At 63.4% G+C, this 23,057-nt stretch carries 22 protein-coding genes and 1 tRNA gene; 18 read left to right on the top strand and 5 right to left on the bottom strand.

Translation table 11 applies throughout. The annotated features are described in order from the left end of the window. The 6 genes from CU669_RS18780 to CU669_RS18755 all read left to right on the top strand — a co-directional run bounded on the left by CU669_RS18780 (position 1) and on the right by CU669_RS18755 (position 7,410). Positions 1–960, top strand: a complete 960-nt coding sequence (locus CU669_RS18780) for a dimethyl sulfoxide reductase anchor subunit family protein (protein ID WP_112147133.1) — start codon at positions 1–3, stop codon at positions 958–960. Positions 961–1,079: 119 nt separating this feature from the next. Then, the gene (locus tag CU669_RS18775; RefSeq protein WP_112147132.1) at positions 1,080–1,628 is read left to right on the top strand and encodes a TetR/AcrR family transcriptional regulator; all 549 of its coding nucleotides are present in this window, start codon (positions 1,080–1,082) and stop codon (positions 1,626–1,628) included. Then, positions 1,625–2,734 (top strand): efflux RND transporter periplasmic adaptor subunit, encoded by a 1,110-nt coding sequence (locus tag CU669_RS18770; RefSeq protein WP_112147131.1) that lies wholly within the window; start codon positions 1,625–1,627, stop codon positions 2,732–2,734. Before CU669_RS18775 ends, CU669_RS18770 begins: the two co-directional genes overlap by 4 nt. 19 nt (positions 2,735–2,753) lie before the next feature. After that, a complete protein-coding gene (locus tag CU669_RS18765) occupies positions 2,754–5,807 on the top strand; it encodes an efflux RND transporter permease subunit (RefSeq protein WP_112147130.1) in 3,054 nt (1,017 codons plus the stop codon). A gap of 2 nt (positions 5,808–5,809) precedes the next feature. Beyond that, on the top strand, positions 5,810–6,493 hold the full coding sequence (locus CU669_RS18760) for an RluA family pseudouridine synthase (protein WP_112147129.1): 684 nt from the start codon (positions 5,810–5,812) through the stop codon (positions 6,491–6,493). Positions 6,494–6,600: 107 nt separating this feature from the next. After that, positions 6,601–7,410 (top strand): universal stress protein, encoded by an 810-nt coding sequence (locus tag CU669_RS18755; RefSeq protein ID WP_112147128.1) that lies wholly within the window; start codon positions 6,601–6,603, stop codon positions 7,408–7,410. Here the strand turns inward: CU669_RS18755 and CU669_RS18750 are convergent. Continuing rightward, positions 7,407–8,186 carry an enoyl-CoA hydratase gene (locus CU669_RS18750; RefSeq protein ID WP_112147127.1) on the bottom strand — a complete coding sequence of 260 codons (780 nt, stop codon included), beginning with the start codon at positions 8,184–8,186 and terminating at the stop codon, positions 7,407–7,409. The two genes, CU669_RS18755 and CU669_RS18750, sit on opposite strands and share 4 nt — an antisense overlap. A gap of 71 nt (positions 8,187–8,257) precedes the next feature. Between CU669_RS18750 and CU669_RS18745 the strand changes: the two genes are divergently transcribed. Further along, the gene (locus CU669_RS18745) at positions 8,258–8,668 is read left to right on the top strand and encodes a PaaI family thioesterase (protein WP_112147126.1); all 411 of its coding nucleotides are present in this window, start codon (positions 8,258–8,260) and stop codon (positions 8,666–8,668) included. Positions 8,669–8,670: 2 nt separating this feature from the next. On the opposite strand, the gene CU669_RS18740 is transcribed toward CU669_RS18745, so the two are convergent. After that, complete coding sequence (locus CU669_RS18740; protein ID WP_112147125.1) at positions 8,671–9,636, bottom strand: cyclic nucleotide-binding domain-containing protein; 966 nt, start codon at positions 9,634–9,636, stop codon at positions 8,671–8,673. A 175-nt stretch (positions 9,637–9,811) separates the two neighbouring features. Here CU669_RS18740 and ubiT point away from each other — a divergent pair, with 175 nt between their 5' ends. From ubiT to CU669_RS18685, 11 genes are all read left to right on the top strand, one after another. Beyond that, positions 9,812–10,492: a ubiquinone anaerobic biosynthesis accessory factor UbiT gene (ubiT, locus tag CU669_RS18735; protein WP_112147124.1), complete on the top strand. Its 681-nt coding sequence runs from the start codon at positions 9,812–9,814 to the stop codon at positions 10,490–10,492. Then, complete coding sequence (ubiU, locus tag CU669_RS18730) at positions 10,492–11,499, top strand: ubiquinone anaerobic biosynthesis protein UbiU (protein WP_112147123.1); 1,008 nt, start codon at positions 10,492–10,494, stop codon at positions 11,497–11,499. The genes ubiT and ubiU overlap by 1 nt, the downstream gene beginning before the upstream one ends. Before the next feature lie 118 nt (positions 11,500–11,617). After that, positions 11,618–12,514 (top strand): ubiquinone anaerobic biosynthesis protein UbiV, encoded by an 897-nt coding sequence (gene ubiV / locus CU669_RS18725; protein ID WP_112147122.1) that lies wholly within the window; start codon positions 11,618–11,620, stop codon positions 12,512–12,514. 96 nt (positions 12,515–12,610) lie between these two features. Next, complete coding sequence (locus CU669_RS18720) at positions 12,611–13,642, top strand: TolC family protein (RefSeq protein WP_112147121.1); 1,032 nt, start codon at positions 12,611–12,613, stop codon at positions 13,640–13,642. Positions 13,643–13,692: 50 nt separating this feature from the next. Next, positions 13,693–13,768 (top strand) — tRNA-Ala (locus tag CU669_RS18715). Positions 13,769–14,227: 459 nt separating this feature from the next. Next, positions 14,228–14,641, top strand: a complete 414-nt coding sequence (locus CU669_RS18710) for a hypothetical protein (protein ID WP_146747791.1) — start codon at positions 14,228–14,230, stop codon at positions 14,639–14,641. Beyond that, positions 14,638–15,813, top strand: a complete 1,176-nt coding sequence (locus tag CU669_RS18705; protein WP_112147119.1) for an FTR1 family iron permease — start codon at positions 14,638–14,640, stop codon at positions 15,811–15,813. The genes CU669_RS18710 and CU669_RS18705 overlap by 4 nt, the downstream gene beginning before the upstream one ends. Continuing rightward, positions 15,810–17,246: a 4Fe-4S binding protein gene (locus CU669_RS18700; RefSeq protein ID WP_112147118.1), complete on the top strand. Its 1,437-nt coding sequence runs from the start codon at positions 15,810–15,812 to the stop codon at positions 17,244–17,246. Before CU669_RS18705 ends, CU669_RS18700 begins: the two co-directional genes overlap by 4 nt. Positions 17,247–17,294: 48 nt before the next feature. Continuing rightward, positions 17,295–17,840: an iron transporter gene (locus CU669_RS18695; RefSeq protein ID WP_112147117.1), complete on the top strand. Its 546-nt coding sequence runs from the start codon at positions 17,295–17,297 to the stop codon at positions 17,838–17,840. 86 nt (positions 17,841–17,926) lie between these two features. Then, on the top strand, positions 17,927–18,454 hold the full coding sequence (locus CU669_RS18690; RefSeq protein ID WP_112147116.1) for an iron transporter: 528 nt from the start codon (positions 17,927–17,929) through the stop codon (positions 18,452–18,454). Positions 18,455–18,532: 78 nt separating this feature from the next. Further along, the gene (locus CU669_RS18685) at positions 18,533–19,957 is read left to right on the top strand and encodes a carbohydrate porin (RefSeq protein WP_112147115.1); all 1,425 of its coding nucleotides are present in this window, start codon (positions 18,533–18,535) and stop codon (positions 19,955–19,957) included. Between the two features lie 97 nt (positions 19,958–20,054). On the opposite strand, the gene CU669_RS18680 is transcribed toward CU669_RS18685, so the two are convergent. The 3 genes from CU669_RS18680 to CU669_RS18670 are packed head-to-tail and all read right to left on the bottom strand — an operon-like array spanning position 20,055 to position 22,944. Continuing rightward, positions 20,055–21,020: a protein kinase domain-containing protein gene (locus tag CU669_RS18680; RefSeq protein WP_112147114.1), complete on the bottom strand. Its 966-nt coding sequence runs from the start codon at positions 21,018–21,020 to the stop codon at positions 20,055–20,057. A 6-nt stretch (positions 21,021–21,026) separates the two neighbouring features. Beyond that, entirely contained in the window at positions 21,027–21,980 is a 954-nt protein-coding gene (locus tag CU669_RS18675) for a hypothetical protein (protein WP_112147113.1), read from the bottom strand. Next, a complete protein-coding gene (locus tag CU669_RS18670; protein WP_112147146.1) occupies positions 21,964–22,944 on the bottom strand; it encodes a hypothetical protein in 981 nt (326 codons plus the stop codon). Before CU669_RS18670 ends, CU669_RS18675 begins: the two co-directional genes overlap by 17 nt. Positions 22,945–23,057 lie beyond the last annotated feature (113 nt).

The raw sequence follows: 23,057 nt of genomic DNA, 5'->3' as shown, positions 1-23,057 counted from the left end.
ATGAAACCCGCGTTTTCCGTCGTCTTCCTCACCACCCTGATCGGCGCAGGCCAAGGCCTGCTGATCGCCCTGGTGGCCGGACAGTTCTATCACGTCATCGGCGCCGGAGCCGCGCCCGAGACCGGCGGCTTCTATGCGGTCGGCGGCTTGCTGGCCCTGGTGCTGCTGTGCCTGGGCCTGGTTGCGTCGATCTTCCATCTGGCCAATCCGCAGCGTGGCTGGCGGGCGGCGACCCGCTGGCGCACCTCGTGGCTGTCCCGCGAAGTGATCCTGATTCCGGCGGTCTGCGGACTGGCGGTGCTTTACGCGGGCATTCACGCCCTGGGCTGGGCGCCGGTTCTGCTGACCTTCGGCAACGGCAAGGCGCTGGACTTGCCCATGGCCATGGGCTTCCTGGTGGTGGCCGGTTCTGTGGCGCTCTTCGTCTGCACCGGTATGATCTATGCCTGCGTCCGCTTCATCCGCCAATGGGCTTCGTCGTGGACAGTGATCAACTACCTGCTGATGGGATTGGCATCGGGCTTCACCCTGGCCGCCGCCTATGGAGCGGTCATGGGCAGCGGCCTGGCAGGCTTCATGCTGGCGGGCGCCGTGGTCCTGACCCTGCTGGCCCTGGTCACCCGGGCCTATCAGCTGTGGGCCAACACCACCGCCAAATCGCCGTCGTCCATGAAAAGCGCCATCGGCCTCCACCACACCCAAATCCGCCAGATCACCCAGGGCTTCATGGGCGAAAGCTTCAACACCATCGAATTCGCCGCCCCCGGCGGCGCGGACACGGTGAAGGGGCTGACCGTGTTCTTCCTGCTGGCCGGTTTCGCGGTTCCCGCCGCGCTGCTGCTGTCGGGCCTGCCCGCCCTGGCCTTCGTCTGCCAGTTCATCGGCCTGCTGGCCGAGCGTTGGGTGTTCTTCGCGGCGGGAAGCCACGTCCAGAACCTTTATTATCAGGCAAAGGCCTAGCTTTTCTGCGGATTTGCGTTCCACGCACCCAAGCCATGCTTAGGTAAGGCTAGACTCGAACGCCCTATTCACCATACCGTCCAGCCGGTACAGTAACCGTCTGGACGGTATAGTCTTTCATGAGCACCAGCGACACAATCATCGACGCCGCCATGGCCATCGTCCGCGACCAGGGCGTGGGCAAGCTGACCCTGGACGCCGCCGCCAAGGTGGCGGGCGTCAGCAAGGGCGGCGTGCTCTACCACTTCAAGAGCAAGGACGACCTGATCCGCGGCATGGTCCAACGATTGATCGACCAGTGCGACCAGTTGAACCGCGACTATTACCAGCGCGAGCCCGAAGGCCCCTATCGCTGGGCGCGCACCCTGGTGCGGGCCTGCTTCGACCCCACCGGCCCGGCCAATGATCCCGTGGGCGGCGCTCTGCTGGCGGCGATCACCGTCAATCCAGACCTGATGGCGCCCGTTCACGCCATGTATGCCCTCTGGCAGGATCGCATCGCCAGCGACAGCCCCGATGTGACCAGGGCCGGACTGATCCGTACCGCCATGGATGGATTGTATTTTCAACGCCTGATGGGCATTCGTCTCGGCGACGACAAAGCTGGCGAATGCCTGATGCGCCATGCCCTCGATCTGCTGACCGTCAAGGAAGGAGGCCCATCATGAAGGCCAAGAGAATGATCATCATGCTGGTGGGCAGCGCCGTGGTGTTCGGCGGCGTCTTCGGCTTCGTCGGCTTCCGCAACACCATGATCAAGCAGTATTTCGCCAATATGCCAAAGCCGGTGGTCTCGGTGACCGCAGCCACCGCCAGCCTCGACGACTGGCGCAGCACGGTTTTCGCCGTGGGCACGCTGCAGGCGGTGAACGGCGTCGATATCGCGGGCTCCCTGTCCGGTCTGGTCAAGGAGATCGGCTTCCAGTCGGGCCAGGAGGTCAAGCGCGGCCAGATTCTGGTGCGCCTGGATTCCGATGTGGAACTGGGCGATCTGCGCAGCGCCGAGGCCGAACTGGCCCTGGCCCATACCAGCAACGACCGCAATGTGGCGCTGCTGCGTTCCAACACCGTCAGCGTCGCCGCCCTGGAAAAGACCCAGGCCGAGTTGAAGGTGAAGCAAGCCAAGGTGGCCGGGCTGCATGCCCAGATCGCCAAGAAATCGGTGGCGGCCCCATTCGACGGCGTCCTTGGCGTGCGCAAGATCGATCTGGGCCAATATGTCCAGCCTGGTCAGGTCATGGTCAATCTGCAAGATCTCTCGCTGATGCTGTGCGATTTCACCGTCTCGCAGAAGGATCTGTCGGCGGTGAGCGTCGGACAGAACGTGCGCATGACCAGCGACGCCTGGCCCGCTCAGAGTTTCGACGGAGCCATCGCCGCCATCGAGCCGCAGGTGGATTCGAAGACCGGCATGGTGACGGTCCAGGCCAAGTTCCCCAATGCCGGTCAGCGCCTGCGCCCCGGTATGTTCGCCAAGATCGAGATCGACCGCCCCGCCACGGAAAGGGTGGTCACCATTCCGGTCTCGGCGGTGTCCTACAACCTGCACGGCGACGCCGTCTTCGTGGTTCGCGACGGCGACAAGGGCAAGATCGCCGAACGCGCCGTTGTCCAGTTGGGCGACCGCCGCGACGGGACCGTGGTGGTGAAGCAGGGCGTAAAGCCGGGCGACATTGTCGTGACCTCGGGGCAGGTGAAGCTGGAAAACGGCAGCCCCATCCAAATCGCCGAGGACGATCCCCTGAAGGCACCGGCCAAGACCGCACTGAAATAGAACGGCAGAGATCAGCATCATGTTCGACATCTTCATCAAGCGGCCCGTCCTGGCCTCGGTGGTCAGCCTGCTGATCTTGTTCGTCGGCTTTCGGGCTTTGAGCAGCCTGCCGGTTCGGCAATATCCCGAGATGACGAACACGGTCATCACCATCACCACCACCTTTCCCGGCGCCGACGCCGACCTGATCCAGGGCTTCGTCACCCAGCCCCTGCAAAAGGCGGTGGCCACCGCCGAGGGCATCGACTACCTGACCTCCAAGTCGCTCCAGGGAATCTCCGTCATCAAGGCCTATGTACGCCTGAACGAAGACCCCGAAACCGCCATGACCGAGGTCTTGAGCAAGGCCAACGAGGTTCGGGCGGTTCTGCCGCGCGGCATCAACGATCCGGTGATCAAGAAGGAGACCGGCCAGTCCTTCGCCTCGGCCTATCTCGCCTTTTCCTCCGACCGTCTCAGCCAGCAGCAGATCACCGATTACGTCATGCGGGTGATCCAGCCCAAGCTGGCCGCCGTACCGGGCGTCGCCAATCCGGAAGTGTTCGGCGGCCAGAAATTCTCCATGCGCGTCTGGATCGACCCGGAAAAGATGGCCCAGTTCGATCTGAGTGCCGATGACCTGAAGACGGCGTTGACCTCGAACAATTTCACCTCGGCCTCGGGCTCGACCAAGGGCGCCTTCGACGTGGTCAATACCCAGGCGTCCACCGACCTCAAATCCGTCGCCGAGTTCCAGCAATTGGTGATCAAGCATTCCGGCGCCAAGCTGGTGCGGCTTGGTGATGTGGCGGATGTGAAGCTGGGGCCGGAGAATGACGATATGAGCGTCTTCGCCAGCGGCGACCGCGCCATTTTCGTCGGTATCTACACCACGCCGGAAGCCAATCCCCTGTCGGTGATCCGCCAGGTCCGGGAAGACACGCTGCCCGCCATCCAGGCGCAATTGCCCCCCGGGCTGATCGCCAAGGTCGCCTATGATTCCACCCTGTTCATCCAGGCCGCCATCGACGAGGTCGCCAAGACCATCTTGGAAGCGGCGCTGATCGTCATGGTGGTGATCTTCTTCTTCATGGGCTCGCTGCGCTCCGTCGCCATTCCGGTGGTGACGGTGCCGCTGTCCCTGGTGGGCGTCGCCACCTTGCTGCTGGCCCTGGGCTTTTCCATCAACCTGCTGACCTTGCTGGCCATGGTCCTGGCCATCGGGCTGGTGGTGGACGACGCCATCGTGGTGGTGGAGAACATCCACCGCCATATCGAAGAGGGCCATCCCCCGGTCCGGGCCGCCCTGATGGGAACCCGCGAAATCGCGGGACCGGTCATCGCCATGACCGTGACCTTGGCGGCGGTCTATGCCCCCATCGCCTTCATGGGCGGCCTGACCGGCTCGCTGTTCAAGGAATTCGCCCTGACCCTGGCGGGGTCGGTGGTGGTGTCGGGCATCATCGCCCTGACGCTGTCGCCCATGATGTGCTCGCTGATCCTGCGCCACGACGACGACAAATCCGGCCTGCCCGCCCTGATCGACCGCACCTTCGAGCGGGTCCGCGCCCGCTATGAAATCTGGCTGGCCGCCTCCCTGGCCGATCGGCCCACCACCCTGGGCTTCGCCCTGATCGTGCTGGCCAGCCTGCCCTTCCTGTTCCTGGCGGTGCCCACCGAACTGGCGCCGGAAGAGGACCAGGGCGTGGTCTTCACCGCCTATAGCGGCCCGGCCTCGGCCAATACGGAATTCATGGACGTCTTCGCCCATCAGGTCGAAGGCAAGCTGCACACCTTCCCGGAAGTGCGCGACACCTTCCTGATCAACGGCATGGGCGGCATCAACCAGGGCTTCGGCGGCGCCGTGCTGACCGGCTGGGACCAGCGCAAGCGCGCCGCCAAGGAATTGACGGCGGCATTCCAGATGTCCTTGAACGCGGTGTCGGGCGTCAAGGCCTCGGTCTTCCCGCCGCCGCCCCTGCCGGGCGTCGACGGCCTGCCGGTCCAGTTCGTCATTTCATCGACCGCCGACTACCGTCAATTGCTGGAGATGGAGTCCGAGATCATCACTCGGGCCCAGCAATCGGGCATGTTCGCCTTCATCGACGGCGATCTGAAGTTTCAAAGCCCGCAGACCAAGGTGAATATCGACCGGGACAAGGCCGCCGCCTATGGCGTCTCCATGCAGCAGATCGGCGATGCCTTCGCCACCATGACCGGCGGCAATTACGTCAATCTGATCAATCTGCAAGGTCGTTCCTATCAGGTGATCCCGCAGGTGAGCCGCGAATTCCGCCTGGAGCCGGCCAATCTTGGCCGCTTCCATGTGCGTTCCACCAATGGCGCTTCCATTCCCTTGTCCTCGCTGGTGACCCTGGGCAGCGAGGTGCGCCCGGAATCCCTGAACCAGTTCAATCAGCTCAATTCGGTGACCATCCAGGCCTTTCCCATGCCGGGCGTGACCCTAGGCCAAGCCCTCGACCTGCTTCGCGACAGCGCCGCCGCGATTCTGCCCCAGGGCTACAGCGTCGATTACGCGGGCCAGTCGCGCCAATACATGCAGGAAGGCAACGCCCTGATGCTCACCTTCGTCTTCGCGCTGGTGATCATCTTCCTGGTGCTGGCCGCCCAGTTCGAAAGCTTCCGCGATCCCCTGGTGATCATGGTCTCGGTGCCCCTGTCCATCTGCGGCGCCCTGATCCCCCTGGCGCTCGGCGTCGCCAGCATGAACATCTACACCCAGGTGGGGCTGGTGACCCTGATCGGCCTGATCACCAAGCACGGCATCCTGATCTGTGAAGTGGCGCGCGAGCAGCAGGCCCATCACGGACTGTCGCGGACCGAGGCGGTGAAGATGGCCGCCGGGCTGCGCCTGCGCCCCATCCTGATGACCACGGCGGCCATGGTGACCGGATTGCTGCCCCTGCTGTTCGCCAGCGGCGCCGGGGCGGCGTCCCGCTTTTCCATCGCGGTGGTGATCGTCGCCGGCATGACCATCGGCACCCTGTTCACCCTGTTCGTGCTTCCGGTCATCTATACCTTCATCGCCTCCGAGCGCCGCCAGCCCGTGGCGGTTCCGGCGGCGGCGGAGTGACCATGATTCCGGAAGACCTCGTCTCCCGCGTGCTCTATCGCGACGCGGCCGCGCTGATCATGGACAAGCCCGCCGGGCTGATGGTCCATGCCGGGCCTAGCGGCGGCGAGCATCTCCAGATGTATCTGTCGGCGCTGCGCTTTGGCGAAAGGCGCGATCCCGAACTGGCCCACCGCCTGGACAAGGAGACCTCCGGCTGCCTCGTGCTCGGGCGCCACAAGAAGGCTTTGGCCCAATTGGGCGCCCTGTTCGCCCAGGGCCTTGCCGCCAAGACCTACTGGGCGATGGTGGTCGGCCGCACCCGTGATACCGAGGGCGTGATGGACTTCCCGCTGAAGAAGCGCGAGCGCAGCCACGGCTGGCGCATGGAGGTGGACCGTTCCGGCCAGGCCTCCACCACCCAATGGCGGCTGCTGGGCTGCGACGGCAGGCTGTCCTGGCTGGAATGCAAGCCGCTGACGGGCCGGACTCACCAGATCCGCGCCCATTGCGCCGCCATGGGCCACCCGCTGGTGGGCGACGCCATCTATGGCCGCGGCACCGGCACCCTGGCCGGTGATCGCCTGCTGCTGCATTCGCGTCATATCGAATTGCCGCTTTACCCCGCGAAACCGCCGATCTCCGCCACCGCGCCGGTCCCCGAACACATGCGCGATTACCTTGTCGCCTGCGGCTGGGCGGACTAATTACGTATTCTGATACCGAATTACGTAATTTCGCTTGACGGGAGCCTTGTTCGTCGGTGAACTATCGCTACCGGTTCCATAAAAATAATTCCGGGCAGGGTGGATTCATGAGCATCAAAGACATTCTCGTCCATGTTGACGGCGACGACAGCACCAAGGCCGGCCTGACCCTGGCGGTGGCCCAGGCCAAGCGGTTCGGCGCCCGCCTGACGGGCCTGTTCGCCCGGCGCGAGGTCTATGCCGCCGCCGTGATGGCCCACCGGCCCAGCGACACCTTGCTGGCCGAGGCCGCCAAGGCCAAGGTCGTCTTCGACGAGGCGACACAGGGGCTTGATACCCGCTGGTGGCAGATCGAGCACGGCGCCCAGGAAGAGCTGATCGCGGAAGTCGTGTTCTGCAGCCACTATGTGGACATGGTCGTCGTCACCCAGCCCACGCCCAATGGCGGCCATGTGCCCGCCACCATGGTCGAACAGCTGATTCTCGATTCCGGCCGCCCCATCCTGGTGGCGCCCGCCGTCGGCAAGGGCGAGGCCATCGGCGAACGGGTGGTGATCGGCTGGCGATCCGGCAAGCAGGCCACCCGCGCCCTGCACGATTCGCTGCCGCTGATCAAGGATGCCAAGGAGCTTCTGGTGGTCTATCGCCGCGATCTGGTGTCCCGGGATGCCACCACGCCGCCGGTGGACATCATCGACCATTTGCGCATCCACGGTCTGCCCGTGGTGGGCGAGAGGGTGATGACCGATGGCCTGGGGGTCATGGACACCTTGCTGTCGCGCGCCTATGACGTGAATGCCGACCTTCTGGTGGTCGGCGGCCATGTGGGCAAGATCCTGTCCTTCCGGGGCAAGGCGGGTGCGGGCACCCGCCACATCCTGGCCCATATGGGGCTGCCGGTGCTGTTCTCCTGCTAACAGCCTTCCCACCGGGGAGGCCGCTTTTCCAGGAAGGCGTCGATGCCCTCGGCGGCGTCGCGCGCCAGCATGTTGGTGGTCATCACCTCGGACGCATAGGCATAGGCCTGATCCAGGCCCATCTCCATCTGACGATAGAAGGCTTCCTTGCCGACCGTGACGGTATTGGCCGACTTGGCGGCGATCAGTCCAGCCATCTCGGCCACCACCGCATCCAATTGCTCGGGTTCCACCGCCTTGTTGATCAGGCCCCAGGCCTCGGCCAGGGAGGCGTCCACCGGGCGGCCCGACAGCAGCATCTCCATGGCCTGCTTGCGCCCCACCGCCCGCGACAGCGCCACCATGGGGGTCGAGCAGAACAGGCCGATATTGACCCCAGGCGTCGCGAAATGGGCCGTGGCGGCGCCATAGGCGAGATCGCAGCTGGCCACCAGCTGGCATCCGGCGGCGGTGGCCATGCCGTGCACCTTGGCGATCACCGGCTGGGGCAGCCGCACAATGGCGGTCATCACCCGAGAACACAGGGCGAAGACCTCGGCCACCGCGTCGCGTCCCTTCAGTCCGCGCATTTCCTTCAGGTCATGGCCCGCGCAAAAAGCCGGGCCATTGGCGGCGAGAATCACCACCTTGACCGAGCGGTCGGCGGCGATGGCGGCCAGGGCCGCCTCCATCTCGGTCATCAGGGCGACCGACAAGGCATTGCGCGCCGCCGGCCGATTCAGGGTCAGGGTGGTAATGCCGGAATCGGCTCGGATGAGCAGGGCTGGGTCGAGCATGAAAACGCCTCGCTTGATCTGGACGGTGAGGACCGCGACACTGGTCCGACCATTTTTACCCCGGAGCGCCCATGTCCGCCATATCCCCCGAAGCCTTCAACGCCCTGCTGACGGAAAAGCTTCCCATGGCGGAGGCGCTGGGCATCCGGGCCGAAAGCATCGGCAAGGGATCTGCCCGCCTGATCATGCCGTTCGGCCCCCATCTGACCCGGCCGGTGGACGTGGTCTGCGGCCCCGCACTGATGACACTGGCCGACGTGGCGCTTTACGCCGCCGTGCTGTCGGCCATCGGCCTGGTGGAAATGGCGGTGACCAGCAATCTCAACATTTCGTTCCTGCGCAAGGCGGAACGCTGCGACATCGTCGCCGAGGCCAGCCTGCTGAAGCTGGGCCGCCGCCTCGCCATGGGCGCGGTGGAACTGGTCGCGGCCGGGACCGACGACCTCGTCGCCCACGTCACCGCCACCTACGCCATTCCCTGACGTCACCCGGCGCGCCGCTGTTCCAGCGCGGCACGCACCTGCCCCAGTTCGCGCCCCATGCGGCGGATATCGTGGAGCAGCGTTTCCAGCACCAGGATCACCAGATCGGGAGTCTTGCCGATCTGGGCCTTCAGCGCCGCCATGGGAATCATCATGCAGACGGTCTCGTCCAAGGCCTTGGCCGAGGCCATGCGCGGCTCGTCGTCGATCAGCGCCATCTCGCCGAACACGCCGTTGGTCGTGATCTGGCCCAGTTGAACCTCGCGCCCCTCCACCGTCGTGACGATGGCAACCCGGCCGCTTTCCACCACATAGGCCACGTCGCCGCGATCACCTTCGCTGAAGATCACCTGACCGGCGGCAAACTTCTTGCGCCCGGTGCGTTCCACCGGCGCGGGCTTGGCGACCGGCGACGGAGACGGGGCGGCCCCCATGCCGCCCGGCGGAGCGACGACGGGCGGCGGCTTGGGCAGCGGCGGCCGAATACGACGCTCCGCCACTCCCGGCGGCGACCGCGACAGGCTGCGCCGGTCCGGGCCGGTGAAACTGGGACTTTGGACGAAGGCCTTGGGATGGATCATGGCATTGCGGACGCGCCGATAAAGCGAATCCGCCGAGAAGGGCTTCATCAGGAATTCGTTGACGCCCGCATTGCGCGCCTGGAACACCACGTCCTTGGAAGAATCGCCCGACAGCATCAGGATGGAGACGTCCACGCAAGCGACCAGATCACCGCCGCGCACATAGCGGGTGAAGTCGATGCCGTTCATGGGCGACATGTCGTGATCGACGATCACCAGATGAACCTCGCTGTTCCGCAAGACCTCAAGCCCGGACGGCCCGTCTCCCGCCTCGAGAACCCGGCTGATGCCGAAGGATTGCAGACCGGTCTTGATGAACGAGCGGGCATAGCGGGAATCGTCGATGATGAGCGCGGTGATCGGGCTCAGGTCGACGTCGATCTGCATGGTCCGAATCCCTCCCGGTTGCGCGCCACCCCTTTGAAGGTAGCCATACCGTCGCCCGCTGCCAAGAGGCGAAAGCCCTATTGCTTGACGACGGGCCCCTATTGCTTGACGGCGATCAAGGAGGAGGGCTATGACCCATGAACACACTGCGCAGTCACTGTGAGAGGCCGCATCCATGAGACCAGGGCAAGTCCGCTCCGCCGCCAAACCGGCGACTCCGCCGTTCTCTCCGGTGCTGTTGCTGGGCTTGGCGCTCAAGCCCATGCGGCCGCAAGTGTTGCAGCCGATCTTCGACGCCATGCTGCGCATGATCCGCCGACGCCACCCGGATATCCTGGAACGCATGGCCGATTACGCCGACCGGCCCGTCTGCATCGACCCCACCGACCTGCCCTTCGTCATCCTGCTGGATCCCAATCCCGAGGCCCCCGCCCTGATCGTCCGGCGCGAGATCGACCCCGAGGAAGTGGCCGCCACCATCCACGGCCCGCTGGCCACCCTGATCGCCCTGGCCGAAGGCAAGGTGGACGGCGACGCCTTGTTCTTTTCCCGCCGCCTGATCATCGAGGGCGATACCGAGGTGGTGGTGGCGCTGCGCAATGCCATCGATGGCGCGGGAATCGACTTGGTCGAGGACATGTCCGCTCAGTTGGGGCCGTTCGGCAAAGCCTTTCGCGGTCTGGCGGGCGCCGCCATCGGACTGGCCGACCGCATGCAGGCGGATTTCGAGACCCTGCGCGCCGCCCTGATCGCGCCCGCGGTCAAGGACGTGGACGCCCAATCCGCCCGCATCGCCGCCCTGGAAGGCGAATTGAAGCAATTGCGCAAGGCCGCCCGTCGTGGCGGCGTCGCCTGATGGGCAGCACCCTTCCCCCCACCCGGCCCGAGCTCGTTTGCCCCGCCGGTACCCCGGCGGCGCTGAAAAGCGCGGTGGATGCCGGGGCCGATTGCGTCTATGTGGGCTTTCGCGACGAGACCAACGCGCGCAACTTCCCCGGCCTCAACTTCAATCGCAAGGAATTGGGCGAAGGCATCGCCTATGCCCACGACAAGGGGGCCAAGGTGCTGGTCGCCATCAACACCTTCCCCCGCGCTGGCACGCCGGAGCTGTGGCATCAGGCGGTAGCCGATGCCGCCCGGCTGAAAGCCGACGCGGTGATCCTGGCCGATATCGGGCTGATCGAGCATGCGGCCCGCGTCCATCCCGAACTGCGGTTGCACCTTTCGGTCCAGGCCGCCGCCTCCAATCCCGCCGCCATCGCCTTCTATGCCGAACGCTTCGGGGTCAAGCGGGTGGTGCTGCCCCGCGTGCTGACGGTCCAGGAGATCGCCACCATCAACGCCCGCATCGCCCCGGTCGAGACCGAGGTCTTCGTGTTCGGAGGGCTGTGCGTCATGGCCGAGGGCCGCTGCGCCCTGTCTTCCTACGTCACCGGCCAGTCGCCCAATATGAACGGCGTCTGCTCGCCCGCCGGAGAAGTGCGTTACACCGAGACCCATGCGGGCGTGACCTCGGAACTGTCCGGCTTCACCATCAACAAATTCGCCCCCAACGAACCGGCGGGCTATCCCACCTTGTGCAAGGGCCGCTTCATCGCCCGCGATAAGGCCAGCTATCTGTTCGAGGAACCCACCTCGCTCAACACGCTGAACATCCTGCCCGATCTGATCAAGGCGGGCGTCACCGCCTTCAAGATCGAGGGCCGCCAGCGCGGACGCGCCTATGTGGCCGCCGTGGTCCAGGCGTTCCGTGCCGGAGTGGACGCCGTGATGGCGGGCCGTCCCCTGCCCGACATCGATCTCGACCGCATCACCGAGGGCGGCAAGCAGACCACCGGCGCCTATGAGAAGGCGTGGAGATGAGCGAGGCATTAGCCGAGCGACGGAGCGTAGCGACTGGCGCGTTGAGCGCCCGCGAGCGCGTGCGAGCGAAAGCCAAGCATCCCGGAGGGATGCGCCCGGCGCTTGAGGGACAAACAACATGACATCTCTTACCCTCGGCCCCGTCCTGTTCAACTGGAAGCCCGAGGCGCTGCGGGATTTCTATTTCCGCATGGCCGATTGCCCGGATCTGGACACCATCCATCTGGGCGAGGTGGTGTGTTCCAAGCGCACGCCCTTCGTCGAGCCCATCATCCCCGAGGTGATCGAGCGCCTGACCCAGGCGGGCAAGGAGGTGGTGCTGTCCTCGCTGGCGCTGATCATGAGCGATCGCGAATTGGCCCAGGCCCGCGATCTGGCCGCCGCCGACGGTGTTCTGGTCGAGGCCAACGACATCTCGGTGGCCGCCCTGATGCAGGGCCGCCCCTTCGTGGCCGGGCCGCTGCTCAACATCTACAACGAAGGCACCCTGGCCAGCCTGGAAGCCATGGGCGCCATTCGCACCTGCCTGCCCGCCGAACTGGCGGCAGACGCCGTCGCCAGCCTTGCCGCCAAGGCCAAGGGCGAGATCGAGGTGCAGGCCTTCGGGCGACTGCCGCTGGCCATCTCGGCCCGCTGCTACGCCGCGCGCGCGCGCAACCTGACCAAGGACGGCTGCCAGTATGTCTGCGCCGACGACCGCGACGGCATGGCGGTGGAGACCTTGGACGAGGTTCCCTTCCTCGCCGTCAACGGCACCCAGACCATGTCGTACCACCATATGAGCCTGCTGGGCGAACTCGCCGACCTTGCCTCGCGCGGGGTCGATCGCTTCCGCCTGTGGCCGCATCATGTGGCGATGGACGCGGTGGCGGGGCTGTTCCGCGCCGTTCTCGACGGAAAGTTGGACGCAGACGAGGCCACGGACCGGCTGGCCGATCTGTGCCCCGGCGCCGAATTCGCCAATGGCTATATATATGGCCAGCCCGGCCATCAGTATGTCGAGGCAGACCTGTAATCTCGGCGGCTTGCCCCACGCCGTAAGGCTGGGCATACTGAGCGTGGGAACCGGCACGCTTGGGGCTTGCCGTCTGGGGTTTGGCGGATACTGACAATGGCTGCGAAAGCGGACGAAAAAGATAAGGACAAGGATAAGGGGCCTCCGACAGAGCTGGGGCCCGATATCAGTTTCGAACACAAGTTCTTCTCCTCCTTCGAGGACTTGTACTTCCGGATGACCGATTCCTCGGAGCCGGTGGCGGTGCTTAAGCTGGCCACCAACGAGGCGGTGCTTTCCCTGGAAGGCATCAAACGCGAATTCAATCTGAAGGAAGACAGCCACGATTTCCGCATGCTGGACAAGGTGGCGGAAGCCCTGCAATTCGTGCGCGGGCTCAGGCCCGGCGATCCGCTGCCCAAGGAAGTCACCACCCGCGAGGCCTCGTGGGAACCGCAGGATCGCCACTTCCGCATCGCCTATCAGCGCCTGACCATGCAGTTGGTCACCTGGTTGACTGGCAACGAGCACGTCATCAGCAGCGTCGCCGAACTGGCCCAGGTGGCGGAAGACCCGCAGGTGAAGAAGAACGTGCAGCTTGCCTTCACCGAGGCGGCCGAGGAGTTGGGGCTGGGGCGCGAAAACCGCGACGAAGTCGTCAAATACATCGAGAAGCTGGCCAAGGAACTGGCCTATATCGAGGCGCTGCGCGACACATTCGGCGAGGTCCAGAAGATCGACGAGAAGCTGCAGGGGCTGCGCCGCATCTATGGCGCCGACCGCTCCATGATCGACACCGCCGATCAGGTGGCACGCCTGTCACAACGGGCCTTGAAGGTGCTTCAGGACTATTTCGATCAGGTGGATGCCCAAACCGGCGAAATCCTGGCCATGCTGAAGAATATCGAAAACCAGATCGACTATATCCGGCAGGTCCGCGACGCTCTGCACGCAAGACTGCTGCCGTGGGAGGATTTCATCCAGATCTGGAAAACCATCTTCGTGGTCCGGTCCGATGAAAACACCAACCGGATCCGCGACATTTACCAGTTCCTGGCCCCCCGCTACATGCAGTTCAACGACTGGGTTCTGATGACCCGCCTGGGCGCCCAGAAATCCAAGCCCATCGGCGGCCAGCTCCGCTGGTAGCGGCTCTTGACAGGGCCATCCTGTTTGAACATTATCGCGCTTCCCTTTTTGGGGCCGTAGCTCAGTTGGGAGAGCGCCTCGTTCGCAATGAGGAGGTCAGCGGTTCGATCCCGCTCGGCTCCACCAAAAAGAGGAAGGCTCGGACCGCTTGGTCCGGGCCTTCTTGCTTTTGGCGCAGAACCTAGGGTTCTGCCGTTTCCCCAACCTTCCAGCTTGTACACCGCACAGATACACTGGGGGTATGGACGACATGCCGAGCGGTCGCTCCCTTCCTTCATCAACGTCACTGGGCGGGTTTTTCTGAAACCCAAGACGTCCACCGATTGATTGGCGCGGCCGACCAAGTCCCTACGAGTCTTTCTCATCGGGACTTGGCACCAGACGGCAAAGTCACATCACTCATGACGGCGCCTCCAGATTACTTCGTTGAATCAATCAGTTCGCCTCACCGCAACAAATTTGACGCACCCCATACTGGATATTTACGACCGAAGATGCGAGCGCAAAAGACTTGCAATCGCATCGCGGTGCGCATAAACCCGCAGGAAATGTGTGTGATTCGCATTTGCGGCTAGGAGTTTGCCAATGAACCGGACTTGGTTGAGCAGAATGTGCTGCGCACTGCTCTTCGTATCAGCCTCCGCATGGGCGGCCGGCGGCTATTGGGCCGGAATCGCCGAAGAGGTTTGCCTGGAGGTCACAAAGGTCGAGACCTTTGCCAAGGCCGGCAAGATCGAGGATGCCAAGGCAGCGTTCCACGCGGCTTACTTTGGGACTTTCGAAGAAAAGAAGATGGAGATCGCGGAGCGCTCCAACTTCGGCATCTCCCATACCGCCGATGTGGAGGAGATGTTCAACAATTTTCGCAAGGCCGTAAGCAAGCCCGGCACCGGGGACGTGGCCGCGCTGGCCGAGGCGCTGCGCAAGCAATTGCGCCAGGACGGCAAGGCGCTCGATACCGCCAAAGTCAATCCCGATGGAAATGAGGGACCGAAATGATTCGCCACGCAATCCTGGCCGTCGCCATGCTCGTCCTTACCGCGCTTCCCGCCTCGGCGAAGACGGTGGATGTCCCCGCCACCGTCGCCCTGATCCTGGACGGCGGCGATAGCGCGATCGCCGCCTATACACCGGAACGCAAGGCGGCGACCGCCGATGCCATGTCCGATCTCTATTTTGATTCCTTCGAGGCCAGTGGCCTGGAAGGGGCGATCGGCATGGTCGACGCCTCGTGGAAAATCGGTTTGGAAGGGCAGTTCGGCCAGCTCATCGGGAAGATCCGCCAGGGAGATTCCCCCGAGGGCGTGAAGGCGGGCTGGGCCTCGTTGCGTGCCAATCTGGCGGTGGTTCCGTCGAGGATGGCCCCCAAGGGCGGCGGGTTCTGGAGCATGTTCCTCCAGTCCTTCCTGATCCTGGTGCGCGAGGGTTTTGAGGCCATGTTGGTGATTACCTCCCTGGTGGCCTATCTCAAGCGTTCCGCTCCGGATAAGGTCAAGGTCGTCTATCACGGGGTGGGCTGGGCGGTGTTGGCCAGTCTCGCCACCGCGTGGGCGGTTTCCACCCTCCTCAATGTCAGTGGTCAGGGCAAGGAACTATTCGAAGGCTGCACCATGTTGCTGGCCTCGGTGATCCTTTTCTATTGCTCGTACTGGCTGTTCGCCAAGCGCGAGGCGGCTCGCTGGCAGAGCTATGTCAAGGAGCAGATCAGCTCCGCCTTGTCGGGCGGCCGTCTGTTCGCTCTGGGCTTCGCCGCCTTCCTGGCGGTTTATCGCGAGGGCGCCGAGACGGTGCTGTTTTACATCGCCTTGGCTGCCGGAGAGCCGGGCCAGTTACCGGCGCTTTTGGCTGGCCTCGGCGCCGCCTGCGTGGCTCTGGCCGCTCTCTACGTGGCCATGAACGTGATGTCCATCCGCCTGCCCCTGGGCGTCTTCTTCGGCGTGACGGCCGGACTGCTCTACTATCTGGCGTTGGCATTTGCCGGCAAGGGCGTCGTCGAGCTGCAAAACGCCAAGGTGCTGCCCATCACCCCGCTTGAGGGCTGGCCGAGCGTTGATTGGCTGGGCCTGTTTCCCACCCTTGAGGGAGCCGCCGCCCAGGGCGTTCTGATCGTGCCCCTGCTGGTCGGCCTCCTTATTCTGCAACTCAAGAAGCGGGCTATGAGTGCGGCATGAACAAGATGACATTCGACGAAGTTCGGACCAAGGCATCGGTACGCCCAGCCACGGCACGGAAGGTCGCGGCGGCTGTCGAAGGCTTCTTCGTTCGCCATCGGACTTGGCTGTCGTGGGTCCACGCGGTCATGTTCTTGGTTTTCCTTGGCATCATTCTCGTGCCGGTCTTTCTGCCGGATCCTCCGGGCAATGCTACGCCGCTGACTCACTACACCACATTTGCCAATTACCTGCTGTGGGGATTGTGGTTTCCGCTCGTGTTCATGTCGGTGATCTTCACCGGACGGTCATGGTGCGGTTTGCTTTGCCCGATGGGGGCGGCGGCCGAGAAGGCCAACGCCTATGGGCCAAAGTTCAAAATTCCCAGTTGGTTGAGCTGGGAGGGAACGCCGGTGGCGAGCTTCCTGTTTGTCACCGTTCTCGGTCAGACCGTGGGAGTGCGCGACCATCCGGAGGCAGCAGCCGAAGTATTTGGCGGCACCATGCTGGCCGCCATCATCATCGGCTGGCTGTTCGGTTCCAAGAAGCGCGCCTGGTGCAGGCACGCCTGCCCGATCGGCCTGCTGCTGGGCGTGTTCTCGCGTCTGGGAGCGGTGGAGTTCGCCCCCTGGACCCGAAAGTCCACGACCGAGGGATATACCGACCGAGGTGTCTGCCCCACCCTGATCGATATCTCTCGCAAGACTGAATCGCGTCACTGCATCGAATGCTTCCGCTGCGTCAATCCATCGGCCAAGGGGGGGGTTCATCTGGAATTCCGCAAGCCCGGGGTCGAGATCGAGCGAATTCGTGACCATCACGCCAATCCGGTGGAGGTGTGGTTCTTGTTCCTTGGGACCGGCATCGCCCTGGGAGGCTTCCTGTGGTTGGTTCTGCCGATCTTCCAGAAGATGCGGCAAAGCTTCGGGGTCTGGAGCATCCATAACGGCATGGCCTGGATGGGACAGCCCGGCCCCGCTTGGCTGATGAGCGTGCATCCCGAACGGAACGAAATATTCCTTTGGCTGGACTTCGTGATGATCACCGGCTTCATGCTCGGTTGCATGGTGCTACTGGCCGCCGTTCTGGCTGCCTTCACGTCTTGCTCGTCGGCATTGGCTGGACGAGCGGGGGGCGACGGCACCTTCGGCAGCCGCTTTACCGAATTGGGCTATCAATACGCCCCGGTGGCCATGGTCTCCCTGATCATTGGTCTTGGCGGCAAATTGTTCGAACCCATCGCCTATACCCCGTTGGGGATAGACGGCGTTCATGGGGCGAAGGGTCTGCTTTTCCTGATTGGCCTGCTGTGGAGCATCCGCCTAGGGGAGCGCATCCTCGCCCGCCAGGGTGTTGTTCCCTCGCGTCGATGGCTGCCGTTGATGCCCGGTCTGATCGGCACCCTCGCCGTGGGCCTGGGATGGTGGCCCGCGATTTTCGGCCTCATGAAATAGATGAACTCATACTGTCGTTAGAAAATCACATCCCCAACGGAGGTAAATATGCCTTTTTCCAAGTCAAGCGCCGTGACCGCGGCGGCGATGACGATGATCCTGCTGTCCGGCGCCGCCAGCGCCGGAGAGATTCGCATCGGCGAGCCGGTCGAGAAGGCCGGAATGAAGATTGCCGGTGTCTATCTCCAGGCGGTCCTGATGGACCCCGAGAATGATATCTGCGGCCCCCATACCGCCGACATTCACCTTGAAGCTGATGTGCACGCGCTGAAGGGAAACCCCAACGGCCTGGGCAAGGGAGAATGGATTCCCTACATGAACGCCTCCTATGTGCTGACCAAGAAGGGGAGTGATTTCAAGGATTCCGGTCCGCTGGTCGCCATGGTGGCCAATGACGGCCCCCATTATGGTCGCAACATCAAGATGGCCGGGCCAGGAACCTATCATGTGGTGTTCACTCTCCAGCCACCCTCGGCCAATGGCATGGGCCACCATGTCAGCAAGGAAACAGGTGTCGCCGAATGGTGGGCGCCCATCACCCAGGAATGGGACTTCGATTATGTGGGCAGCACCGGCAAGAAGGGCGGTTACTGATCGCTTCTCCGGATGCTGACCGTCTGGCCGGCATGACGATGCTTGCCGTGCCTTGGTTTCGTGAACATATCACCCCAGAGGTAATAATGCGTCTTACTCTCGTAAAAACAGCTTGCGTCGCTGCCGCGACCGTCATGCTTTCCGGCGTCGCCATTGCCGCCGAACACGCCATTGGTGGCGTCGAAATGGGCGGCATGAAGATCTCCGCCCTCTATAATCAGGGTATCGTGGTGGAGCCGAAAAACGATGTTTACGGCCCCGACAACGCCGATATCTATCTCCAGGCCGACATTCACGCCCTAAAGAACAATCCCAACGGCTTTGGCAAAGGCGAGTGGCTGCCCTATGTGACGGTGTCCTATGTGGTAACCAAGTCGGGCAGCGACTTCAAGGCCACCGGCCCACTGCCGCCCATGACCTCGGTCACCGGTCCCCATTACGGCCGCAATATCAATCTGGCGGGGCCGGGCACCTACCATGTCGCCATCACCCTCAAGGCGCCGGTCCACAATAATTTCTTCCGCCACACCGACAAGGAGACTGGGGTCTCCCAGTGGTGGGATCCCATTACCCAGGAATGGGATTTCAAGTTCGAAGGCCGTGCCGGAAAGTAGAGAGCTTGCCGGTTTGTAAAAGATCCGCCGAAATGGCGTGGGGACCACCGCCATATCGGCACCGACCAAGGGGACATTATGAGAAAGCTTACTGACTTCGTGGGCATTGAGAAGCGCGTGACGATCGGATTGTGCACGGTCGCCGCGACCGCGCTGATGACATGCGCCCAACCTGCTCTTGCCGGTGATGATTGCGAATTGGCGCCTCCCGGTTTCTGGGAACGCGACACCGCGTTGGGATCATTCGGCGGAAAGCGCTTTGATCTGTGCAAGATGGGCATTCAACTTGGGGGAACCTCCACCAACGAATACCTCAACAATGCTTATGGTGGCGTCAGCCATGGCGGCAAGGCGCAGGGCCGCACCGAACTCGATCTCGACCTGGACCTTGAAAAGTTGGTCGGGCTGAACGGGTTGACCGTCCATGCCAGCGCCATGCTGATTTACGGCGGCCGCATGGGCAAGAATCTCGGCAGCCTGATGACGGCCAGCGGTATCGAGGGTATCCCGCAGTCGCGCCTTTACACCCTTTGGGCACAGCAGATGTTGTTCGACGACACCGTCAGCCTGCGCCTCGGCCAACTCGCCGCCGATGACGAGTTCGCCGTCAGCAAGCTGTCCGCCGTCTTCGTCAACAGCACCTTCGGTTGGCCGTTCATGATTTCAGGCAACCTGCCCAGCGGCGGCCCGGCATTCCCCATTCCGACGCCGGGCGCGCGCGCCAAGGTGACTCTCACCGATGAGATTTCGGTGATGGCGGCGGCGTTCTCGGGCGATCCCGCCGGGAAATTCACCCCTCAGGATCCGCAGCGGCGAAACAATAACGGCACCACGTTCAGCTTTGATCGTGGAACCCTCTATATGACGGAAGCCGCCTATGCGGTGAATCAGGAGAAGAACTCCAAGGGCCTGCCCGGAAGCTATAAACTGGGTGCTTGGTATCATAGTGCACGGTTCAACGACCAACATATCGATAACCTCGGCCAATCCCTGGCGGATGGCAATTCCACGGGGATCGGATCCCCGGTTCGCGGCAATGGCGGCGTCTACTTCGTCATCGACCAGATGCTGATCCAGGGACAGCGCTGGTCGACGGAAGGCATCGGCGTGTTCTTGCGAGGCGGCGCCGCGCCGTCTGACCGGAATCAGGTTCCCTATTATGTGGATGGTGGCATCAGCTATACGGGCCTGTTCGAGGGGCGTGAGGAAGATACCCTGGCATTGGGTGTCGGCTATGCCCGCCTCAGCGAAAGCCTCGCGAGCCTGGATCGGGATACCCGTATCATGAACAGTCAACCTGGCCGACCGATCCGGAGCAGCGAAACCGTCATTGAACTGACCTATATGGCCCAAGTCACGCCTTGGATGACGATCCAGCCCGACTTGCAGTACGTCGTCAATCCCGGCGGTGGTATCTGGTATGGTACGACGCCTGGAACGTCACGTCAGGAACTTCAGCAAGACGCATTTATTTTCGGCGTGCGAAGCGCGGTGAAGTTCTGACAGTTCGCGGACGACCAGCCTGGCATGGGACCAGGCTGGTCGCTCTCCGACGGCCAAACCTTGCGCTCCCAAACCTTGCGCTCCCAAACCTCGCGCTCTATGAAAAAAACGAGAAGAGCCCCTTGGCCGGGGGCTTTGCCGGAGCGGCGTCGATCTTTGCCGCCGACTTCAAGATGGCCTCTAGGTTGGAAATCCCGATGCCGGGGGCCTTGGCCGCCTTGGTCAGATGGCCTGCCCAGTCGCGGACATGGAAATCCGGGCTGGCCGCCCATTGCCGCAACAGATCCGAGCTATCCGGCCGCGTGAAATCGCTTTTGGTCAGGACGAGATTTTCGCCGTTGTGATGGCGCTTCAGCAAATCAGGCTGGAAGGTCAAGGCCCGCAGAGATAGCAAAATCACCAGCATGGAAAAATGGTCGATGGTCGCGTCGAAATGCCGGACCTCACGCCGGGGGTGCTGGAAGTTGACTCCTCCCAACATGGTCGAGGGCAGTCCCCTCAACTCCGGCAGATACATGGAATCATAGTCGATCAGCTTCAGGGCGCCATCCTGACCGACAAGGACGTTGTCGTGCTTCAGATCGCCATGGGCGACGCCCCGTCGAAGCAGGTCCAGGCACAGGCGGCTCCACGCCCGGGTCAATCCGGCCAGGGCGGTAGCGTTTTCCCGCAGGCACAGAATCTGGACGATGGTCCCCAGGCCTCGCCCCTCGACCCAAGGCATGGTCACCACCGCGTAATCGGCATGGGGGGCGACGCTCGAGGTCACGAAGACCTCCGCCGGAAGAAACTGCAGCGGCACGACATAGGGGCACTGGGCGGTCATGCAGAACTTGGCCACGGCGGCATAGCGTCGCGGCAGGTCGGAAACCTCGCGCGTGAAGCACTTGACCGCCAGATTCTCCCCTTCCCTGGTCACCATCTTGAACACCCCGGCGAAGTTTCCCGCCAGGAAGACCGGGCTGCGGCGGGCATCCAGATGCGGCCGGACGTCCAAGGTCGCGAACCGCCCATTGGCGTTGGCGACAGCCGTCTTGTAGTCGTTGATCAGGGGAAGCGGCATGAGAAATTACCGCGACCGGGAAAAATCGACGTCGATCATGATCAGCGTGCAGTCATCATTGGCCAGTAGTCCCTTGTCGCACAGGGCACGAACGCGACCGGCGAAGGCCTGGTCGGATTTAAGGCTGTCGCGCAACGCCGCCAACTCGGCGGAGAGCCCGGGCCCCGGCACGGCGCGATGGACGCGGGCGGCCAGGGCAAGCTTGCTCTCGCCATCGACGGCCAGCCGCAGGAATTCTCCCGGCAATCCGGCCGCGGCGGCGGGGCGGGGCAGACCGGCCAAGCTTCGCAGCAGCAGATACTGGCCGATCCCGTCCGACGCCAGCACCACCGTCGCCCGATCCGGCAACATCATTTCACCGGCATGGAAGCTGGCATCGCGCGGCAAGTCCTTCCAATTGAGCAAGAAGGGCGCACGCTCCAGCGCCGACAGACTGGCGGGATAGCAGGCCGCCAGGACCGGCTGGCGGCCGCTCCGGTCGAACACCATCATCTGGCTATCACCATACCCCATCCATCGCAGACGGACGCGACCCTGGCGATAGGCAAGCCAACCGGCCACCAGCGTGGCGAACGACCCCTCCCGGATGAACTTGCTGTGCCGGGCGGGGGTGGATTTTGACAAGGCGGCGTATTCGGCGCGAAAACCCAGACAGAACCCGTCCATCCACTGGTTCAGCGCCTTCACGCCCGCGATGGGGGTCTTGGGCAGCCGGGTCACCAGCGTCTCGGCCCAAGGGCCGCAGAACAGCCCCGCCCCTCCGGCTCCATCGGAGACGGCAGCCAACAGGCCGTCCGGAATCCTGGCCAGCCGCAGCCGGTCCTCGTTTTGCCGCCATCGCAGCCCGTCGCCATCGGCGTAGCTATCGTTGCGGGGCTTGACGATCGAGCGGCCCTGGGCCGTCCAAGTGAGCATGGGGGCGACGCGCCGGATCAAGGGCGGATCAGCCGAGATCGCCATATTCGGTCCGTACCGACGGCTCTTCCAGCACAAAGGAATCCTTGATCAGGAATTCGGTCTCGATTCCCGGCTGCGTGAAAGGCTCCATGACCGCGGACAGGTTGATGGCCTGACGGGTGCCGATATCCAGCAGCTTGAGCAGCGCCACGGCATCGGCGTTGAAAGCCATGCCCTTGATGGAGGGGGTGCGGCCGGGATCGCGGTCGAACACTTCGCAGATGACGGCGCGATGGCGATTGGACAATTCGCTCGACATGTCGAACAGCAGCTTGGCATAGGGATCGCGAGGCAGTTCCGTCACCGAAGCGGGGAACACCACCGAGACATCGCCGCCGCCTGCAATGTGGCAGTTAATAAGCAAGACATTGCCGTCGCCGGTCTTCAGCCCGGTCAGCTTGCGCGCCGAGGCCAGAAGCTCGGCATCGGAATTGACGTCGTTGGCCATGCCGTCGGTGATGTTGATGACCACCGGCGGGAACGAATCCGGATTGTCGCGCACCCATTCCGCCAAGGTGGCATGGGCCAAGCCGAACGCGGCATTCATGGGAGTGCTGTCCACTCCCACCGGGTCGATCCAGCGCGATAAGGTGATGCGCTCGATAAGCACCTGCCCGCGCATTTCGGTTTCGATCTCCACTTCCTCGACCTCGGCCTTGGCCGCCACTTCCGGGATGGGAACCAGTCGGCGGCCCGCCAAGGCGCCGCGCCAGCAGAATTCCGGGCGATTGGTGCGGCCATAGCCGATGATCCCGATGTCGAAATAATCGCGCACACCTTCATCGCGCATGCAGCGGTTGACCAGTTCCTCCAAAGTGCCGTTCAAGGCATTGGCCACCACCTCGGCACGGCTGACCATCCGTCCCGATCGGTCGGGACCGAAGGGCTTGTTCATGGATCGGGACTGATCGACCATGAACAAGAAGACTCCTTTGCACTCCCTGCTGATTTCCTGGGAATAGCTCATGCTCACCTCCTGCCCGCCGATCACCGTTGTCCCCTTATACCAAGTCTCGGTGATCGGAACCGATCACCGAGGCCCTCAAACGCCGGGCGGGTTTCCCCGAAACCCTTGGCTTC

The sequence above is a fragment of the Paramagnetospirillum kuznetsovii genome (assembly GCF_003284725.1).
GTDB classification, from domain to species: domain Bacteria; phylum Pseudomonadota; class Alphaproteobacteria; order Rhodospirillales; family Magnetospirillaceae; genus Phaeospirillum; species Phaeospirillum kuznetsovii.
This window is presented reverse-complemented; position numbering and strand designations above follow the sequence as displayed.

What these genes read in the sequence shown, in the direction of transcription:
- CU669_RS18690 (WP_112147116.1), top strand. Translation starts at nt 17,927, where the DNA reads ATGCGTCTTACTCTCGTAAAAACAGCTTGCGTCGCTGCCGCGACCGTC.
- CU669_RS18775 (WP_112147132.1), top strand. Translation starts at nt 1,080, where the DNA reads ATGAGCACCAGCGACACAATCATCGACGCCGCCATGGCCATCGTCCGC.
- CU669_RS18705 (WP_112147119.1), top strand. Translation starts at nt 14,638, where the DNA reads ATGATTCGCCACGCAATCCTGGCCGTCGCCATGCTCGTCCTTACCGCG.
- ubiT (WP_112147124.1), top strand. Translation starts at nt 9,812, where the DNA reads ATGAGACCAGGGCAAGTCCGCTCCGCCGCCAAACCGGCGACTCCGCCG.
- CU669_RS18720 (WP_112147121.1), top strand. Translation starts at nt 12,611, where the DNA reads ATGGCTGCGAAAGCGGACGAAAAAGATAAGGACAAGGATAAGGGGCCT.
- CU669_RS18740 (WP_112147125.1), bottom strand. Translation starts at nt 9,636, where the DNA reads ATGCAGATCGACGTCGACCTGAGCCCGATCACCGCGCTCATCATCGAC.
- CU669_RS18745 (WP_112147126.1), top strand. Translation starts at nt 8,258, where the DNA reads ATGTCCGCCATATCCCCCGAAGCCTTCAACGCCCTGCTGACGGAAAAG.
- CU669_RS18770 (WP_112147131.1), top strand. Translation starts at nt 1,625, where the DNA reads ATGAAGGCCAAGAGAATGATCATCATGCTGGTGGGCAGCGCCGTGGTG.
- CU669_RS18755 (WP_112147128.1), top strand. Translation starts at nt 6,601, where the DNA reads ATGAGCATCAAAGACATTCTCGTCCATGTTGACGGCGACGACAGCACC.
- CU669_RS18780 (WP_112147133.1), top strand. Translation starts at nt 1, where the DNA reads ATGAAACCCGCGTTTTCCGTCGTCTTCCTCACCACCCTGATCGGCGCA.
- ubiU (WP_112147123.1), top strand. Translation starts at nt 10,492, where the DNA reads ATGGGCAGCACCCTTCCCCCCACCCGGCCCGAGCTCGTTTGCCCCGCC.
- CU669_RS18680 (WP_112147114.1), bottom strand. Translation starts at nt 21,020, where the DNA reads ATGCCGCTTCCCCTGATCAACGACTACAAGACGGCTGTCGCCAACGCC.
- CU669_RS18695 (WP_112147117.1), top strand. Translation starts at nt 17,295, where the DNA reads ATGCCTTTTTCCAAGTCAAGCGCCGTGACCGCGGCGGCGATGACGATG.
- CU669_RS18750 (WP_112147127.1), bottom strand. Translation starts at nt 8,186, where the DNA reads ATGCTCGACCCAGCCCTGCTCATCCGAGCCGATTCCGGCATTACCACC.
- CU669_RS18685 (WP_112147115.1), top strand. Translation starts at nt 18,533, where the DNA reads ATGAGAAAGCTTACTGACTTCGTGGGCATTGAGAAGCGCGTGACGATC.
- CU669_RS18760 (WP_112147129.1), top strand. Translation starts at nt 5,810, where the DNA reads ATGATTCCGGAAGACCTCGTCTCCCGCGTGCTCTATCGCGACGCGGCC.
- CU669_RS18670 (WP_112147146.1), bottom strand. Translation starts at nt 22,944, where the DNA reads ATGAGCTATTCCCAGGAAATCAGCAGGGAGTGCAAAGGAGTCTTCTTG.
- CU669_RS18675 (WP_112147113.1), bottom strand. Translation starts at nt 21,980, where the DNA reads ATGGCGATCTCGGCTGATCCGCCCTTGATCCGGCGCGTCGCCCCCATG.
- CU669_RS18710 (WP_146747791.1), top strand. Translation starts at nt 14,228, where the DNA reads ATGAACCGGACTTGGTTGAGCAGAATGTGCTGCGCACTGCTCTTCGTA.
- ubiV (WP_112147122.1), top strand. Translation starts at nt 11,618, where the DNA reads ATGACATCTCTTACCCTCGGCCCCGTCCTGTTCAACTGGAAGCCCGAG.
- CU669_RS18700 (WP_112147118.1), top strand. Translation starts at nt 15,810, where the DNA reads ATGAACAAGATGACATTCGACGAAGTTCGGACCAAGGCATCGGTACGC.
- CU669_RS18765 (WP_112147130.1), top strand. Translation starts at nt 2,754, where the DNA reads ATGTTCGACATCTTCATCAAGCGGCCCGTCCTGGCCTCGGTGGTCAGC.